Raw genomic sequence first — 17,073 nt, 5'->3', positions numbered from 1 at the left:
CATCGAGGCAGCCGAATGCATGAACTACTTCGCAAACGCCGGATACGCTTCCGTCAAAACGTGAAAGACTCTAGGTCGGCAACCACCGCGGCGGCGCCCCCGGCTTCGGCAGCTGACAAAGGGGCCGTCACGGTCTGTAACCTCACACGTTTTGACCTGTTCGTCTGGCAACACATGGAAAGCTTGCCGCTTCGGTGCGCTCGATCATCGCCGATCAACCGTATTAGGTGGTGAGATCGAGCACCTTCTGCCAGCGTGGATCGTTGTGAAGCAGGTCGAAATCGGAGTCGTGCAGAACCCAAGCCTTCATTTCATGGTTGGCCCGCGGCATCACCCTTTCGAGCAAGTCGAACGCCCGATCGCAATCGCCAAGCATGCAATGAAAGCAAGCAAGGTTGTATTGGGTCAGGACGTCGTCGGGATCGATGGCCTGCGCGCGTGCCGCCCACTCCTTAGCCCGATCGAACTCTCCCAATCCTAAGAGTGCGTTGGCGCCGAGATAGGCGGGCCGGGCATTTTCAGGGTTCCTCGCCAGTTGCCGCTCCGCGCGCTCGATGGCTCTGCGAGCCGTCTCCAATCTGTCGACATATCGCCCGAGCGAGCGATAGACCTGCATGAGCAACATCGATGACTGATAGTCATTGGGGTCGATCTCGGCCGCGCGCTCCCAGTGAGTGGCGGCCGTCTCCAGCTTACCCTGTGCGAAGCAGCAGCGGGCGTAGAAGTAATGCGCTTCGAACAGATTGGGATTGCCTGCGATCGCCCGTTCAAACGCCGTTTCGGCCTCCTTGTAGCGTTGGCCGACCGCCAAGGCGAGTCCGCGGGAGGCGTGCGCTTCAGCCAGACCGCTGTCGATCTCGAGCGCCCTCGCAGCGTTGGCGAGGATGCCCTCGAGCGAAACTTCCTCGCTATAGTCGAGAAAGAGGAACGAGTCGCAATCGGCGGTACCGGCATAAGCGCGCGCATAGAGCGGGTCGAGTTCGATCGCCATGGCGAACATTCGCCTGGCCAGCCTGTAATATGATTTCGAACCGCGGTAGAAAAACTCCCGCCCCCTGAGATAGTAAGTATAGGCCTCGACATTCTCAGTCGGCGCCAGCTCGATCGCCTCTTTTTCTTCCGGCAGCAGCTTGACCTTCAGCTGGTCGACGATGGTGTGAGTGATCTCGTCCTGGATCGCAAAAATATCGGTCAGATCGCGATCGTAGCGGTCGGCCCAGACGTGCCCGCCATCCGCACCGTCGATGAGCTGTCCGGTGACGCGCACGCGCGACCCAACCTTGCGCACGCTACCCTCCAGAACAAATCTGACGCCGAGTTCCTGTGCTGCCTGCTGTACCCTGATAGGCTTGCCCTTGTAGGTGAACACCGTGTTGCGGGCGATGACGTGCAGCCCCGAGATCTTCGACAGGTCGGTGATGATGTCCTCGGTGATACCGTCGGAAAAGTATTCCTGCTCGGGGTCGCCGCTCATGTTGTTGAAGGGAAGGACGGCGATCGACGGCTTTTCCTTCGCCGGCCCCGACTTGGGTTGCGCAGCGCCGCTCACACGTGGCGGCGGAGCGGCCTGGAAGAGGTTGACGTTGTAGACCCTGACCGGCCGCTCGATGTTCTTGAGCGCCTGCTCGCCGGTGTCCTCGAACGTCAGATCGAGCCGGTTGCCGACATTGTCGCGGACCGACCCGGACACTGCGACGCCGCCCGGCCTGGCGATGCTTTCGATGCGCGCCGCGATGTTGACGCCGTCGCCATAGATGTCGTTGTCCTCGAAGATGATGTCGCCGAGATGGATGCCAATGCGGAACTCGATGCGACGGTCCTCCGCCACTTCGACGTTGCGCTCGCGCATCTTGCGCTGGATCTCCGTGGCACAGGCAACGGCGTTCACCACGCTCGGGAACTCTACAAGCATGCCGTCGCCGGTGAGCTTGACGATGCGGCCCTGGTGCTCGGCGATCTTGGCGTCGGCCATCTCGCGCCGATGCGTCTTCAGAGCCGACAGCGTACCAGCCTCATCCAGCCCCATGAGGCGGCTGTAGCCAACCACATCGGCGGCGAGGATTGCAGTAAGCCGGCGCTCCATGAGGAAATCCGGATTTTCAGAGAAGCCTAAAGTATCAGGTTCAGCGGTTCGTGCCATATCTAAATCCCGCTGGCCCGCCGCCCTGGTATCACCAGGAGGATTTGTGGTTCGGAAACGGTTCGATTAACCGAACCTGCGCCCCCGCGGGAACCGCTTGGCTCTTTTAGCAAGGCCGACCGCGCCTGCGTCCAAAACTGATGTCCGGAATTGGTGGCGCTAAACCGACGTTGGCGCCACGATCTGTGCAGGTCCGCAATGGCGCAACCTTGCCCTACAGTTTCACTGTCGGCGACGACTGCTCTTGGGCAGTGGAAAAGGTGTCCTCAACGGCCGAGTTGCTGAAGGGTTTCGGGTGCCGTCAGGCGTACGAAAGCCTCTCATGCAGGAACCCGTGGTCCGAGCGCGGTGAGCTATGGGGATTTGTGTTTCGGAGTGTGCCGGCGCCTGTCGCGAACGTCCGCAAGGGGCGCTGATGGCTGGTCGAGCATGCGGCTTCTGGGCCAGGTCGGAGAGCTTCTTGCTGTGATAGCGACGGGCTTCACGTGCCTGACGACCGGCGCCATAGCGAGGCGCGCATACCTTCCCGTTGACCCGCGCCCGCGTGGCGCTGGCGAAGCGGCGTGATCGGTGCATCGGTCGACAGGGTATCCATGGCGAGTTCCTCTCGTTGAAGGAACTCCATGGTCGGATCGTGGTCTCTACCCGCTCAAGGCCTATGAATACCGCGCCATCTCAGAACGAGGCGCCCCTCCCGCGCAGCGGGTTCGTGCACGCGGCGCGAAGCAGACCCGCCTTTATGCACGCCGTTCTACGCTATAGGCCTCTCCGCTTTTGAAAGGGCTTTACTTCATCAGGTACTTGGCCGCAGATCGGACTTGCCTGATTGGAGATGGAGAATGCCAGTTCGGCGGGAAGTGAGATACGGACACGAAACCAATTTACACGGCGAGAATCGCCATCGCAGCTACACCATTGCCGCCGTTTCCCCTACTCCCACTCGATGGTTCCGGGCGGCTTGGACGTCACGTCGTAGACGACCCGGTTGATGCCTTTCACCTCATTGATGATGCGGGTGGCGGCAGCGCCCAGGAACGCCATGTCGTAGTGGTAGAAATCGGCCGTCATGCCGTCGACGGAGGTCACGGCGCGCAGCGCGCAGACGAATTCATAAGTGCGGCCGTCGCCCATGACGCCGACGGTCTGCACCGGCAAAAGCACGGCGAAGGCCTGCCAGATGGCGTCGTAGAGGCCGGCCTTGCGGATCTCGTCGAGATAGATGGCATCGGCCTCGCGCAGGATCTCCAGCTTCTCGCGGGTGATGCCGCCCGGGCAGCGAATGGCAAGGCCGGGCCCCGGAAAGGGATGGCGGCCGATGAAGCTCTCGGGCAGGCCGAGTTCCTTGCCCAGCGCCCTCACCTCGTCCTTGAACAATTCGCGCAGCGGCTCGACCAGCTTCATGTTCATGCGCTCGGGCAGGCCGCCGACATTGTGGTGCGACTTGATCGTCACCGAAGGGCCGCCGGAGAAGGAGACGCTTTCGATGACGTCGGGATAGAGCGTGCCCTGGGCCAGGAAATCGGCGCCCCCGAGCTTCTTCGCCTCTTCCTCGAACACCTCGATGAACAGCCGGCCGATGGTCTTGCGCTTCTTTTCGGGATCGCTCTTGCCTTCCAGCGCCGTGATGAAGCGGTCGGAGGCGTCGACCAGGATCAGCGGCAGGTTGTAGTGCTGGCGGAACATCTCCACCACGCTTTTCGCCTCGTCCTTGCGCATCAGGCCGTGGTCGACAAGGATGCAGGTCAGCTGGTCGCCGACCGCTTCGTGGATGAGGAGTGCGGCGACCGAGGAATCGACGCCGCCCGACAGAGCGCAGATCACCTTGCCCTTGCCGACCTGCTTGCGGATCGCCTCGACCGCCTGCTCGCGATAGGCGGCCATCGTCCAGCCCGTGCTGAGGCCGGCGATATGGTGGACGAAGTTGCTAAGCAGCTTCGCGCCATCCGGGGTATGGACGACCTCGGGATGGAATTGCACCGCGTAGAACTTGCGCGCCTCATCGGCAATCGCGGCGAAGGGCGCGCCGGTGGAGGTGCCGACGATCTTGAAGCCGGCGGGAATGGCTGTGACGCGGTCGCCATGGCTCATCCAGACCTGATGGCGCGTGCCTTTGGCCCAGACGCCATCGAACAGCGCGCAATCGTCCTCAATCTCCAGGAAGGCTCGGCCGAACTCGCGATGGTGGCCGGCCTCGACCTTGCCGCCGAGCTGAGCGCACATCGTCTGCTCGCCGTAGCAGATGCCGAGCACCGGAACGCCGGCGGAAAAGACTTCGTCGGGCGCGCGCGGCGAGCCGATATCGACGGTCGAGTGCGGACTACCCGACAGGATGACGGCCTTCGGCCGGATGCGGCGGAAGCCCTCGGCGGCGGACTGGAACGGAACGATCTCGCAATAGACCCCGGCTTCGCGCACGCGCCGCGCAATCAGCTGCGTGACCTGACTGCCGAAGTCGATGATGAGAACGGTATCGGGATGTGTCGTCATGGCGAGCCTTTAAAGAAAGAACCGATTCGGCGCAATGGTGGCGCGCTGCGGCTTTCGGTCCTTTCAAGGGCTTAACGCGCATCGCTTCTAAACGGACTCAGGCGACGCGCTTTAAGTTTTTCGTTTTGATGCATGTCGTTCTCCCAAAACCGCTGCGCACTTTTGGGCGACATGCATTAGATAAGGCGGATCGTGCCTGACACAATCGCCTGCTCCAGCAACCCTATTGCTCCGGCGAGCTTCTCGTCGATGACATGCAGATATTCCGTCCAGTCGCCGACATGCCTGAGGTCGGCGGCGCCGTCGGAAATGCCGCGCAGGCCGATCAGCGGCACACCGAACAGCTGGCAGGCGCGCAGGCAGGCGAAGGTCTCCATGTCGACCATGTCGGCATCGATCGCGTCATAGGCGGCGCCGGTGACGATCGCACCGCCGGTCGACAGCGTCGCGCTCCTGATGCCGGGGACGGCGAAGGGCAGCGGCACGGTCACCGGCAGGTCGAGAAACGGGGTCGCGCCCTTCTCGAAGCCGAGCGGCGAAGCGTCGATGTCGCGATAGCTCACCGACACGGCCTGGTAGATTTCGGTCTGCTCCAGCGTGCGGCTTCCCGCGGAGCCCAGCGAGACGACGAGGTCCGGCAGCGCGTCCTGCGCTTTGAGCGTCGCAAGCTCGGCGCCGAGGCGCACACCGGCCTCGACCGGCCCGACGCCGGTCATCAGCGGTGTGAACAGCTTCTTGAGGTGCGGGCCGTATTCGGCCTCAGCCGCCATGATGAAGAGAACGGCTTTTTCCCCTATCCGTGCCGCGGTTGCCATGGATCACCCCTCGATGCCGTCGCGGCCGACCACCGTCATCATCGTGCCGGTCATAGTAGCGATCAGCTTGGCCTCGCCGTCGGCGGCAAACGCATAGGCCTGGCCGTCGGCAACGATGATGGTGCGGCCTGGCTTGGTCACCGAGCCGCGGAAGAGGAAGCGTTCGCCCCGGCCTGGCGCCAGCAGGTTGACCTTGAACTCGATGGTCAGCACGCTGGAATTCTGCGGCATCAGCGAGAAGGCGGCATAGCCGCAGGCCGAGTCCAGCGCGGTCGAGATGACGCCGGCATGCAGGAAGCCGTGCTGCTGGGTGAGCGAAGGCGCATAGGGCATCTCGATCTCGATGATGCCGGGCGTGACCAGGGTCAGTTCCGCGCCGATGGTGGCCATGGCTTTCTGGCGCGCAAAGGAGGCCCTGACGCGTTCCTCGTAGTCGGGAGCGGGTACGATCTTGGCTGCCATAGCCTTCGCCTCACCTTTTTTGCTGGCGAAGCTTATTGCAGAGGCAGGCAAGACAGGCAATCGCTTATGTTGCAGCGCAGCAAATGCCGACCGCCTGTCAGACGGCCCTGCGCAAGGCATGGAAATAGAATCCGTCGGTGCCGCTGAGCGCCGGCGACAGCGAGATGCCGCCGGTGTCGGCGATGCGCGCGGCGCCTTCATGGCCCGGAAAATAGCCGTCCCAAAGCTTGCGATGGTCGACCGGCGCAAAGTCGCCGTGGCGTTCGCGGAAAGCCGCGACCTGCTCGCCGTTCTCGCCATCGAACACCGAGCAGGTGATGTAGACGAGCAGTCCGCCCGGTTTCACGAAAGCCTGCGCCGTGTCGAGGATCGCCTGCTGCTCGCCCTTGCGAGCCTCGAGCTGCCTGTTGGTCAGCCGCCATTTGGCGTCGGGCCGCCGCCGCCAGGTGCCGCTGCCGGTGCAGGGCGCGTCGATCAGCACGATGTCCATATGCGCGGTGAGCGGCGCGAGCTCGGCGGGCTTGCTGACGACCTGGATGTTGCGGCTGTGCGCGCGGCGGATGCGTTCGAAGATCGGCGCCAGCCGCACCTTTTCCGCATCATGGGCGAAGACCTGGCCGCGATTGTCCATCTCGGCCGAGAGCGCCAGCGTCTTGCCGCCGGCGCCGGCGCAATAGTCGAGCACCTGCATGCCTGGCAGAGCACCGGCAAGCGCTGCCGCAAGCTGCGAGCCCTCGTCCTGCACCTCGAACCAGCCTTTCTGGAAGGCGGGTTCGGCCTGGACGTTCGGATGCCTGCCGTCGCCGTCTATCGGCGGGATGCGGATGCCGCTCGGCGCGATTGCGGCAGGCGCTGCACCCGTGCCCTGGAGTTCCGCCAGCACCTTGCCGCGGTCGGCCTGCAAGGCATTGACCCTGAGGTCCAACGGCGGGCGCATCGCAAGAGCCGCTCCCTCCTTGACCCAATCCTCGCCATAGGCCTGCTCGAGGAGCGGCGCGCACCAGTCCGGAACATCGGCCCGCACGGCGTCCGGCGCATCAGTGAGCCTGCCCGAGGCTGCCGCTTTGAGTTCCGCGGTGCTGAGCAGCGGCGGCGCGAACTTGTCGCCGTCGAGCGCGTCGTTGAGCGACTGCGCCGTCTGGCCCCATTCCAGCAGCAGCGCGCCGAAGCCGATGGCGCGCGGCGTATCCTCGCCGAAGAGCCAGCCGGCCGAGCGCTTGCGGCGCAGCGCGTCGTAGACGATGTTGCCGATCGCCGCGCGGTCGCCGCCGCCGGCAAAGCGGTGCGACAGGCCCCAGTCGCGCAAGGCGTCGGCCACCGGCCGGTGGCGCCTGCCGATGTCTTCCAGAACTTCGATGGCCGCCGCCAGCCTTCCGCCCAATCTCATTCCTGCTTCCGTCCATCGTTGCCTTCAGCCCTGCTCTTAGAGCCTTTCCTGCTCCGATTGAAACAGTTCTGTTGCGGCGAGGCCAAAACGGCCTGTCCGATGCCATCCTCTCTACGACAAACGGAATGCTTTTTCGCAGCAGTCGTCCGTCGGTGGAAAACAAGAACAAATCGACCGGAACATGAAAGTTCTCTAATGTTTTGACTGGTGGATACAAGCAAGCGGCCTGGCTTAACCAGTCTGCTTTCCAAGTTTTCCGGGTGGGAATACTCTCTCGCCTGTGATTCGCGGCGCGGGAAACGCGGTTTGGCGGATCCTCACGAGGAGAGGGCAATGAAGACTTATCTGGCAGAAGTTCTAGGCACGTTTTTGTTGGTGTTCATCGGCACGGCCTCCGTGGTCACGGGCGGCTTCGGCGGCGCGCTGCCGCTCGGGCAGGAAGGCATCGGCCTGGCGTTCGGCATCGGTCTGATCGCGGCGGCCTATGCCATCGGCCCGATCTCGGGCGCGCATCTCAATCCGGCGGTGACGCTCGGCGTGTTCCTTGCGGGACGGATGCCGGCCAAGGATGTCGTCCCTTACTGGATCGCGCAGATCATCGGCGCCATTATCGCTTCGCTGGCGCTGTGGATCATCGTCACCGGCCAGGCCGGCGGCCACACCGGCGGCTTCGGCGCCAATGGCTGGGACGAAGCGAAATGGGGCATGAGCTCGGCCTTCCTCTGGGAGCTGATCGGCACCTTCACCTTCGTCACGGTGATCCTCGGCGTCACCAACGCCAAGCACACGACGGCCTTTGCCGGCCTGGTCATCGGCCTGACGCTGGCAGGGATTCACTTCGCCATGATCCCGGTCACCGGCACCTCGGTCAATCCGGCGCGTTCGATCGGCCCGGCGCTGTTTTCGGGCGGCGCGGCGCTCAGCCAGCTCTGGCTGTTCATCGTCGCGCCGCTGATCGGCGGCGCGATCGCCGGCGTCGTCGCCAAGGCGGGCGTCTTCGAAAAAGACTGATCGTCACCTTGGCCAATGCAAAAGGCGCGGGCATGAACCCGCGCCTTTTCTTTGGGAAGATGGAACCTTACTTCGCGGCCAGCTCGAAGCGATCGAGGTTCATCACTTTCGTCCAGGCCCTGACGAAGTCCTTGACGAACTTCGCCTTGGCATCGCCCGAGCCGTAGACCTCGGCCAGCGCACGCAACTGCGAGTGCGAGCCGAAGATCAGGTCGGCGCGGGTGCCGGTCCACTTGACCGCCTTGGTGTTACGGTCGCGCCCTTCGTAGACCTGATCGGTGCCGGCGGCCGGATCCCAGACCGTTCCCATGCTGAGCAGATTGACGAAGAAGTCGTTGGTCAGCCTGCCCGGCCTGTCGGTGAACACGCCATGCTTCGAGCCGCCATGATTGGCGCCGAGCACGCGCAGGCCGCCGACCAGCACCGTCATTTCCGGCGCCGTCAGCGTCAGGAGCTGCGCCCGGTCGACCAGCATCGCTTCGACGGACATCGGCAGCTTGCCGCCGACATAGTTGCGGAAGCCGTCGGCCCTCGGCTCAAGCGCCGCGAAGGATTCGACATCGGTCTGCTCCTGCGAAGCGTCCATGCGGCCTGGCGTGAACGGCACCCTCACCTCGTTGCCGCCGTCCTTGGCCGCCTTCTCGACAGCGGCGACGCCGCCAAGCACGATCAGGTCGGCCAGCGAGACCTTCTTGTCGCCGGCCTTCGCTGTGTTGAACTCCTTCTGGACGGCTTCGAGCTTCGCCAGCACCTTGGCGAGTTCGGCCGGCTGGTTGACGTCCCAGCCCTTCTGCGGCTCCAGGCGGATGCGACCGCCATTGGCGCCGCCGCGCTTGTCCGAGCCGCGGAACGTCGAGGCCGAGGCCCAGGCGGTCGAGACCAGCTCAGGAACCGTGAGGCCGGTGGCCAAGATCTTCGCCTTCAGCGCCGCGATATCCTCTTCGCTGACTAGGTCGTGGTCGATCGCCGGGATCGGATCCTGCCAGATCAGCTGTTCCTTCGGCACGAGCGGGCCGAGATAGCGAACCACCGGGCCCATGTCGCGATGGGTGAGCTTGAACCAGGCGCGGGCGAAGGCGTCCGCGAACTGATCGGGGTGCTCGTGGAAGCGCCGCGAGATCTTCTCATAGGCCGGGTCGACGCGCAGCGAGAGGTCGGTGGTGAGCATGGCCGGCGCGCGGCGCTTGGACGGATCGTGCGCGTCGGGCACCGTGCCCGCGCCGGCGCCGCCCTTCGGCGTCCACTGATTGGCGCCGGCCGGGCTCTTCGTGAGCTCCCATTCGTAGTTGAAGAGGTTGTCGAAGAAGTTGTTGCTCCACTTGGTCGGCGTCGTGGTCCAGGTGACTTCGAGGCCCGAGGTGATGGCGTCACCGGCAATGCCGGTGGCATATTTGCTCGACCAGCCGAGGCCCTGCGACTCGATGCCGGCGCCTTCCGGCTCGGCGCCGACAAGTGCTGCATCGCCGGCGCCGTGCGTCTTGCCGAAAGTGTGACCGCCGGCGATCAGCGCCACGGTCTCCTCGTCGTTCATGGCCATGCGGCGGAAGGTCTCGCGGATGTCGCGCGCCGCTGCAATCGGATCCGGCTTGCCGTTCGGCCCTTCCGGATTGACGTAGATCAGGCCCATCTGGACAGCGCCGAGATGGCCCTGCAGTTCGCGATCGCCCGAATAGCGCTCGTCATCCAGCCACTTGGTTTCGGAACCCCAGTCGACGTCCTGTTCCGGCTCCCACACGTCGGCGCGGCCGCCGGCGAAGCCGAAGGTTTTGAAACCCATCGATTCCAACGCGACGTTGCCGGCCAGGATCATCAGGTCGGCCCAGGAGATCTTGCGGCCGTATTTCTGCTTGACCGGCCAGAGCAGCCGGCGCGCCTTGTCGAGATTGGCGTTGTCCGGCCAGCTGTTGAGCGGCGCGAAGCGCTGCTGGCCGGCACCGGCGCCGCCGCGCCCGTCGCCGATACGATAGGTGCCGGCGCTGTGCCAGGCCATGCGGATGAAGAGCGGCCCGTAATGGCCGAAATCGGCCGGCCACCAGTCCTGCGAATCCGTCATCACCTGATGCAGGTCCTTGATCACCGCATCGAGATCGAGACTCTGGAATTCCTTGGCATAGTCGAAATCCTCGCCCATCGGATCCGAGAGGTTCGACTGCTGGTGAAGAACGCCAAGATCGAGCAGGTTCGGCCACCAGTCACGGTTGGTCCTGCCGGCGGATCCATGCGCCACGGGGCATTTGCCAGCGCTGTTGTCGTCGGTTTTCGCGTCCATCTTACTCTCCGATTTTGCCGGGTTTTGAATTGGGTTTCCGGGGCGGCCAGCGGCCGCGCCAATCTGGAACGATTCCAGACTAGGTCGGCTTGGCGATAAAGACAAATTGCCTTTCCTGTTTTTTCCGATAGGATTTCCTTATGATCGGTCTCACCGTCCGGCAGATGCTTTATTTCGACGCGTTGGCGCAGACGCTGCATTTCGGCCGCGCCGCGAAGCTTGCCGGCGTCAGCCAGCCGGCGCTCTCCGCCCAGATCGCCGAAATGGAAGAGCGGTTGAACTGCCATCTGTTCGAGCGCGGCGGCAAGACGGTGCGGATGACGGACGAAGCGCTGGTGCTGCAGCCGCGCATCGAGCGCATCCTTGCCGACATACGTGACGTCGAGACGACGGCCCGTCGCGGCCGCCCCGCGATGGAAGGCCGCTTCCGGCTGGGTATCATCCCGACGGTTGCGCCCTATCTCCTGCCGCGGGTCCTGCCGGAATTGAAGAAGCACTTCCCGGGCCTGCAGCTCGAGCTGCGCGAGGCGGTGACCGCATCTCTGGTCGAGGACAATGTCTCGGGCAGGCTCGATGCTTTCATCGCCGCGCTGCCGCTCGACCAGCCAGGGCTCGTCACCGAAGAGCTTTTCCCGGACCGCTTCTTCCTTGCGGTCCCCGCCGGCGATCCGGCTTTCGCCTCGCCGCCGGTGCCGCCCGAAAGCCCGGCGCTGGAACGGCTGATGCTGCTCGAGGAAGGCCACTGCCTGCGCGAACAGGCTTTGGCCGTCTGCGGCAATGTGCGGCCGGTGGCGATGGCAAGCTATGGCGCCACGAGTCTTACGACGCTGCTGCAGATGGTGGCGCATGGGCTGGGTGTGACGCTGGTGCCGGAAATGGCGGCAAGTGCCGCCAGCGTCATGCCGGACCTCAGGATCGTGCCGTTCCAGGAGCCGATGCCGCAGCGCATGATCTGCCTCGCCTGGCGGCGCAACAAGGTTCGCCAGGACGAATGCCTGGAACTGGCGAAGATCATCCGCGGGCTGGATGCGGCCGTTCTGGCGTGAGGTGCGGGCCTGGTTGCAAGCGTCAACCGGTTGGCCTGTACAACGCCGCGGAACCGTCCACCCTCCCCACGCATTTCGATGGATGGTGAGTAAGCCTATTTTCAACAATAATCGGGGTGGAACACCGGCGGGCTGGACAATCAAGCTTGGCGATTCCCCCGTTATTGGCACGGCAATCCACAGCGGCTCCGATGTCGGGCGCGCGTGCCAATCGCTCATGTGCATCCCCGACCCTGACCGACAGCGGGAGGAGGATCCCTTCACCGAGTACTTTATCGCCGATTTCCCGACACAGATCATCGTTCATCGATCGCGCTTTCAGGTCGATCTGAACCGCGCGCGCGAGGCAGCGGTCTACCGGTCGCCGGACCAGTCCTGGGGCTTGAACGTATGGCGAGAGCCACCGGCTGAGGAGTTTGTGAACGAGTCTCTCGCCTTTCACGATGCGTTCTACGGCGAGCTCAAGCGTGTGCTTACCGATGTCGAGAAACGTTACGGCAGGTTCGTCCTTGTCGACGTCCACAGCTACAACCACCGGCGCGAAGGGCCGAAAGCAGTGCCTGCATCGCAGGATGGCGCGCCTGATATCAATATCGGCACATCCTCGATGGACCGCGCGCGCTGGGCGCCGGTCGTCGACGCCTTCATGGAGGCGCTTCGCGGCCAGTGTTTCAACGGCAAGCCGATCGACGTGCGCGAGAATGTGTCGTTCCAGGGCAAGGGCGAACAGACCCGTTTCGTCCATGCCAATTTCCCCGACACCGGGTGCGCCATCGCAGTCGAGTTCAAGAAGATCTTCATGGACGAATGGAGCGGCGAGCCCGACTGGGGAGCGATCGAACGGCTGCGCGCCATGCTGGCGTCCACGGTGCCCGTTCTCGAGGCCGCGGTGCGGGGCATGACATGAAGCCGAAGCTTGTCGAGGCTGAGTCTCCGTTGGCAGAGATCGAGGCGGACCTGGACGCGCTTTTCCGGGACGGCAAGCCGATCCGCCGCGAGTTCGGCGACGGCAATCGTTTGCACATCGATCGGCCGCTGCCGTTTCTATGCGTCCATATCGGGTCGCAGCAGGATGCGGCGTTCCAAGTTGTTTCCGCCAACGCGTCCTATCTGATCGTGGCCGATATCAGCCTGGCCGGCGAGGTCGCGCGGCTGGTGGCGCGAAGGATGCGCGATCATTGCGGCGCGTTCCTCGTGCTCGACATTGGCGAGTTGGCCGAAGACCGGTTCCTGACGGAGGACGTACCGTTCCTGCCGCCTTTCGAGATTGCACTGGCCAGCGGCGAAACGACGGCGGAGAAGGCGGCGCTCAAGCGCTTCGCCACTGCGGCGTCCGGACGCGAAGCAAAATACCGCACGCCCCGCGTCGCCGAATTCATTCCCACGAAAAGCGCCAAAGCACGGCTCTCGGGTGATCTCGGCGATGTGGCGGGCCTGACGGTGCGCTTCGCGCCGATCTACAGGGTGCCTGGCAGCGAGCGCGTCTATCCTGAATTGCGCGACCTTGTTGTCGCCAACATGGTAGATTCCGCGCTCCAGGCGGTCAGCGCTTTTCTAAAGGCATCAAAGCTGGAACCGCCGGCAACCCACCGTTCGCTGGGGCGGCGCGCCTACATCGACGCCGTCGTGCGCGCCGACCGGGCGCTCGACAGCGTCGCGTCGACATTCGATTTCCTGCTTGCCGTCACACCGATCAACGCCGAACCGGCCTGGCGGGAATTCCAGGCGGGCGGCTTCGAGCATGTCCCTGCACTGCTCTACAGGCCGCTCGAATTTGAGGTCGCCGCCCAGAAGCGGAAACTCTATTCGGTCTCGCTCGATCATCTGGAAGATCCGCTGCTGACTACGCTGCTCTCGCAAAAGCAGCAGGAGCTCGATCTCCAACTGTCAATGCTCGGGGCCCGCGAGACGCCCCGCTTCGTCGAACTCGGACGAGCCCTCTATGGCAGCGTCGAGCCGAGCCTGGCGACACGAGCACGCGCCATTCTTGAAAAGGCGCACGGCGCTGCGTCGGCGGCGAGGCAGAAGGGGCTGGGCGCCGACGCCGTCGCCGCGGCGGCGCGAGACATGATCGCGGGATATCGTGCCGCCTACTCCGATTTCGATGCTTCCGTGGAGATCCGCGGCGACCTCCCGGCCGGCCTACTCGTCTCTCGAAACCTGCTGCTGGTTTCGCGCGATACCAACCTTCCACCGGAGCGTCTCACCGCACTGCTCAGTCACGAAATCGGCGTCCATCTGCTAACCTATTTCAATGGCAATGCGCAGGGGCTCGCCATCTTCCGCAATGGGCTCGCCGGCTACGAAGGCATGCAGGAGGGACTGGCGGTGCTGGCAGAATATCTGGTCGGCGGCATGACCGCGGCGCGGCTGCGGCTGATCGCGGCCAGGGTCGTCGCGTGTCAGGCGATGCTCGACGGCGCTGCGTTCGAGGAAACCTTCCGCATCCTCCACAAGGATTTCGGTCTCGACGACCGCAGCGCCTTCAACGTCGTGCTGCGCGTCTTTCGAGGTGGTGGCCTGGCAAAGGACGCCATCTATCTGCGCGGCATGGTGCAGGTCCTCGATCATCTGAGGAGCGGCGGCAGCCTCACGCCATTCTGGATCGGCAAGATCTCCGCAGCGCATTTCGGCGCAATCCAGGAACTCAACGCGCGCGGCTTGCTGCGCGCGCCGCGCCTCGAACCTGCCTTCCTCTCTTCCGACGCGGCGCGTCCGCGGCTCAAGAAGGCGATGGCGGGGATCGATCCGATCGATATGGTTGAGACTTGAGGGAGCATCCCCGATGCGCATTGCGTTCTTCGTCAATTCGATCGAGAGCGAGACGCCAGGCTACACGACGACAACGTTGGCGCTGGCTGCAATCCAGCGAGGCCATTCTGTTGTCTATGTCGAACCCGGCGACTTCATACTGCGTCCGGATGACAGCCTGGCTGTCAGCGTCGCGGTCCTGCCGGACGCTCCCTACAAGACGCCCGACAAACTGTATGCCGCCCTGAAGGATGCCTCGAAGCAGAAAAAGACCTTCGCGACAGGCGATATCGACATCTTGTTTCTGCGCAACGACCCGTCGCTCGACGCCACCGATCGACCATGGGCCGCCAACGCAGGCATCATGTTCGGGCGGCTCGCAGCAGAACAGGGCGTCATCGTCGTCAACGATCCGGACGGTCTGGCACAGGCGCAGAGCAAGCTCTACCTGCAGACCTTTCCCGAAGCGGTACGGCCGGCAACCTTGATATCGCGCAGCATTGCCGAGATCCGCGCCTTCATCGACAAAAACTCGAAGGGCTGCATCGTCAAACCACTGCAAGGGTCGGGTGGCAAGAACGTCTTCCATATTGCGACGCCTGCCGATTCCAACCTCAACCAGATCTTCGAGGCCGCCAGCGGTGACGGCTATCTCATCGCGCAGGCCTACATTCCGGAGGCCAAGGCTGGTGACGTACGGCTTTTCCTGATGAACGGCCTGCCGCTGGCGCGCGACGGCAGCTACGCCGCCTTTCGCCGCCTCCCAGCCAAGGGCGACGTCCGCTCCAACATCCACGCCGCGGGAACCGCCCGCAAGGTCAAGGTAACGGACACGATGTTGCGCATTGCCGAGATGGTGCGCCCCAAACTGGTCAGCGACGGCATGTTTCTGGTTGGGCTCGACATCGTCGGCGACAAACTTCTGGAGATCAATGTCTTTACGCCAGGCGGGCTGGCACGGCTGGCCGATATGTACAAAACGGATTTCGCCGCACGGGTCATCGTCGCGCTGGAGGAGAAGGCGACCCTGCGCCGAGCCTATGGAAAGACCATGCCGAATTCGCGGCTGGCAACGCTTTGAGGATGCAAACAAGTCGGGCGGCGTGAGCTGAGGTCACAGCATGCTCATTCCATCAAAATCCGCCCTACACAGATGTTGCGGACCCGCCCCGTACGCCAATTTCTGAGCCCCAGTAAGGAAGATCCCTTCCACCTTGATAATTCTGCGATAGTGTCGGGGCATGAGCGACGAAAGCGAATACGAGTTCTTCAAGCTGCGAAAGCAAGCCAAGGCCTATGTCTCAAAGGTCTTCTGTTTCAGGGGGACGAACCGATGCCGCAGCGCGCGAGTTGGCGCGATAGGGGATTTCCTAGCCGGTCGTCGTCCCGTCCGTGCGTCTGATTGCCAGCTCGCATCACAGCTTCAAGGTACAAATATCAGAAATACAAAAGTAAAAAATACCACAATATGGACCATGCCGGTCAGGAATGTCGTTCTTTCATTGCTAAAGCTTACGCTACATATAAAAAGCGCTAGAACCAAAAGTACTGCGTCAGTCGCCGGAAGCCCCAGTGTCAACCCTCTGCCTGTCAGCAGGCTGGCGGCCGCGACCGCCGGTATCGTCAAGCCAATCGTGGCGCAAGCCGAGCCCATCGCAACGTTCAAGCCGCGCTGCAGCTCATTGTTGAGTGAAGCGCGAACCGCCGAAATGGCCTCCGGCATCAGAACCAGCCCCGCGATCAACGCGCCTACAATACTGTCGGCCTGGGTCACCTGGTAGGCGACGAGCGTATTCTCGACACTTGCGGCGACCTGCTCGGCGAGCATGACAATTCCGATCAGCCCGCTTACCAGCAGCAGAGCGCTGACAGAAACGCTTTCGCGATGGGCAGTTCGCGTCGACACGTCGTGTGTCTGTCCTTGGACGAAGTCTTCCCGGTGCCGGACGGTCTGGGCAAACACGAAACTTGCATAGAGCAGCACTGAAAGGACGCTTACCAAACCAAGCTGAGCTGCCGAAAACGTGCCGGGATCCGTCGTTTGCGTGTAGGTCGGGAGAATGAGCGTCATGACGGTCAGCGCGATCAGAACCGCCAGATACGCGCTGGTCCCTTGGCGAACGATTGCCTGTTTGCGATGACGCCAGCCGCCAAGCGTAAGACATGTGCCGACGACGCCGGTGGAGGTAATCATCACCGTCGAGAAAACGGACTCACGCGCCAATGTCGGGTTGTTCTCTCCATGCAGCATCATGGCAACGATGATCGACACTTCGATTGCCGTCACGGCAAAGGTCAGCACCAATGTTCCGTAGGGCTCCCCTACGCGCCGGGCCACTGTCTCGGCATGATCGAGCACCACGAAAATGGTGGTGAACATGATCGCGCTCGAAAGCGCTCCAACAAGAATCCTGACGTTCAGCGAGCCTTCGTCCACCGAAAGACCGCTGGCTTTGACCGCGACAGCCATCGCCAAGGCGACCAATGGCATCGTGTAGGAAGTCACCGACCGTCCGAAACCAGTCATTGAAGCCCCATGCGTTTCCGCGATCCTAGCGGAAAAGCTCACGGGGAGCACCTCAGCCGATATCAGTGCGAAACCCGCAACCCGGCCGTTCGACTTGTTCAAGCGGTGTCAACCCGCCGCGGCTTTGCCGGTTACGGCAAATCGGTGCCGAGCGGGTGTGGGCGAATGGCCGGCTCAT

12 protein-coding genes are annotated in these 17,073 nt (G+C 63.3%); 5 read left to right on the top strand and 7 right to left on the bottom strand.

Annotated features, from left to right (window positions below; genetic code table 11):
- Window positions 1–223 precede the first annotated feature (223 nt).
- The 5 genes from RFN30_RS30730 to RFN30_RS30710 all read right to left on the bottom strand — a co-directional run bounded on the left by RFN30_RS30730 (window position 224) and on the right by RFN30_RS30710 (window position 7,291).
- Window positions 224–2,140, bottom strand: a complete 1,917-nt coding sequence (locus RFN30_RS30730) for a TPR end-of-group domain-containing protein (protein WP_430699097.1) — start codon at window positions 2,138–2,140, stop codon at window positions 224–226.
- A 930-nt stretch (window positions 2,141–3,070) separates the two neighbouring features.
- Window positions 3,071–4,627 (bottom strand): glutamine-hydrolyzing GMP synthase, encoded by a 1,557-nt coding sequence (gene guaA / locus RFN30_RS30725; RefSeq protein WP_320265751.1) that lies wholly within the window; start codon window positions 4,625–4,627, stop codon window positions 3,071–3,073.
- 176 nt (window positions 4,628–4,803) lie between these two features.
- Entirely contained in the window at window positions 4,804–5,442 is a 639-nt protein-coding gene (locus RFN30_RS30720; protein WP_320265750.1) for a 5'-methylthioadenosine/S-adenosylhomocysteine nucleosidase, read from the bottom strand.
- A gap of 3 nt (window positions 5,443–5,445) precedes the next feature.
- Window positions 5,446–5,904: a PaaI family thioesterase gene (locus RFN30_RS30715; protein ID WP_320265749.1), complete on the bottom strand. Its 459-nt coding sequence runs from the start codon at window positions 5,902–5,904 to the stop codon at window positions 5,446–5,448.
- Window positions 5,905–6,001: 97 nt separating this feature from the next.
- Complete coding sequence (locus RFN30_RS30710) at window positions 6,002–7,291, bottom strand: RsmB/NOP family class I SAM-dependent RNA methyltransferase (protein ID WP_320265748.1); 1,290 nt, start codon at window positions 7,289–7,291, stop codon at window positions 6,002–6,004.
- Window positions 7,292–7,624: 333 nt separating this feature from the next.
- Between RFN30_RS30710 and RFN30_RS30705 the strand changes: the two genes are divergently transcribed.
- Window positions 7,625–8,302 carry an MIP family channel protein gene (locus RFN30_RS30705; protein WP_320265747.1) on the top strand — a complete coding sequence of 226 codons (678 nt, stop codon included), beginning with the start codon at window positions 7,625–7,627 and terminating at the stop codon, window positions 8,300–8,302.
- 67 nt (window positions 8,303–8,369) lie between these two features.
- Here the strand turns inward: RFN30_RS30705 and katG are convergent, their stop codons facing one another.
- Window positions 8,370–10,571: a catalase/peroxidase HPI gene (katG, locus tag RFN30_RS30700; protein WP_320265746.1), complete on the bottom strand. Its 2,202-nt coding sequence runs from the start codon at window positions 10,569–10,571 to the stop codon at window positions 8,370–8,372.
- Window positions 10,572–10,711: 140 nt separating this feature from the next.
- Here katG and RFN30_RS30695 point away from each other — a divergent pair, with 140 nt between their 5' ends.
- The 4 genes from RFN30_RS30695 (at window position 10,712) to RFN30_RS30680 (ending at window position 15,449) form a co-directional block, all read left to right on the top strand.
- Window positions 10,712–11,617: a hydrogen peroxide-inducible genes activator gene (locus tag RFN30_RS30695; RefSeq protein ID WP_320265745.1), complete on the top strand. Its 906-nt coding sequence runs from the start codon at window positions 10,712–10,714 to the stop codon at window positions 11,615–11,617.
- 82 nt (window positions 11,618–11,699) lie between these two features.
- Window positions 11,700–12,524: an N-formylglutamate amidohydrolase gene (locus tag RFN30_RS30690; protein ID WP_320265744.1), complete on the top strand. Its 825-nt coding sequence runs from the start codon at window positions 11,700–11,702 to the stop codon at window positions 12,522–12,524.
- On the top strand, window positions 12,521–14,389 hold the full coding sequence (locus RFN30_RS30685) for a flavohemoglobin expression-modulating QEGLA motif protein (protein ID WP_320265743.1): 1,869 nt from the start codon (window positions 12,521–12,523) through the stop codon (window positions 14,387–14,389). Before RFN30_RS30690 ends, RFN30_RS30685 begins: the two co-directional genes overlap by 4 nt.
- A gap of 13 nt (window positions 14,390–14,402) precedes the next feature.
- Window positions 14,403–15,449 carry a glutathione synthetase gene (locus tag RFN30_RS30680; RefSeq protein WP_320265742.1) on the top strand — a complete coding sequence of 349 codons (1,047 nt, stop codon included), beginning with the start codon at window positions 14,403–14,405 and terminating at the stop codon, window positions 15,447–15,449.
- A 342-nt stretch (window positions 15,450–15,791) separates the two neighbouring features.
- Here the strand turns inward: RFN30_RS30680 and RFN30_RS30675 are convergent, their stop codons facing one another.
- The gene (locus RFN30_RS30675; RefSeq protein WP_320265741.1) at window positions 15,792–16,997 is read right to left on the bottom strand and encodes a calcium:cation antiporter; all 1,206 of its coding nucleotides are present in this window, start codon (window positions 16,995–16,997) and stop codon (window positions 15,792–15,794) included.
- Between the last annotated feature and the right edge of the window lie 76 nt (window positions 16,998–17,073).

The sequence above is a fragment of the Mesorhizobium dulcispinae genome, from assembly GCF_033977345.1.
In the GTDB taxonomy this organism is placed as follows: Bacteria; Pseudomonadota; Alphaproteobacteria; order Rhizobiales; family Rhizobiaceae; genus Mesorhizobium; species Mesorhizobium dulcispinae.
The sequence above is the reverse complement of the archived record's forward strand: the minus strand, read 5'-3'. Positions and strand labels throughout refer to the sequence as shown.

Coding starts and splice junctions, on each gene's coding strand:
- RFN30_RS30730 (WP_430699097.1), bottom strand. CDS start 2,140: ATGGCACGAACCGCTGAACCTGATACTTTAGGCTTCTCTGAAAATCCG.
- guaA (WP_320265751.1), bottom strand. CDS start 4,627: ATGACGACACATCCCGATACCGTTCTCATCATCGACTTCGGCAGTCAG.
- RFN30_RS30720 (WP_320265750.1), bottom strand. CDS start 5,442: ATGGCAACCGCGGCACGGATAGGGGAAAAAGCCGTTCTCTTCATCATG.
- RFN30_RS30715 (WP_320265749.1), bottom strand. CDS start 5,904: ATGGCAGCCAAGATCGTACCCGCTCCCGACTACGAGGAACGCGTCAGG.
- RFN30_RS30710 (WP_320265748.1), bottom strand. CDS start 7,291: ATGAGATTGGGCGGAAGGCTGGCGGCGGCCATCGAAGTTCTGGAAGAC.
- RFN30_RS30705 (WP_320265747.1), top strand. CDS start 7,625: ATGAAGACTTATCTGGCAGAAGTTCTAGGCACGTTTTTGTTGGTGTTC.
- katG (WP_320265746.1), bottom strand. CDS start 10,571: ATGGACGCGAAAACCGACGACAACAGCGCTGGCAAATGCCCCGTGGCG.
- RFN30_RS30695 (WP_320265745.1), top strand. CDS start 10,712: ATGATCGGTCTCACCGTCCGGCAGATGCTTTATTTCGACGCGTTGGCG.
- RFN30_RS30690 (WP_320265744.1), top strand. CDS start 11,700: ATGGTGAGTAAGCCTATTTTCAACAATAATCGGGGTGGAACACCGGCG.
- RFN30_RS30685 (WP_320265743.1), top strand. CDS start 12,521: ATGAAGCCGAAGCTTGTCGAGGCTGAGTCTCCGTTGGCAGAGATCGAG.
- RFN30_RS30680 (WP_320265742.1), top strand. CDS start 14,403: ATGCGCATTGCGTTCTTCGTCAATTCGATCGAGAGCGAGACGCCAGGC.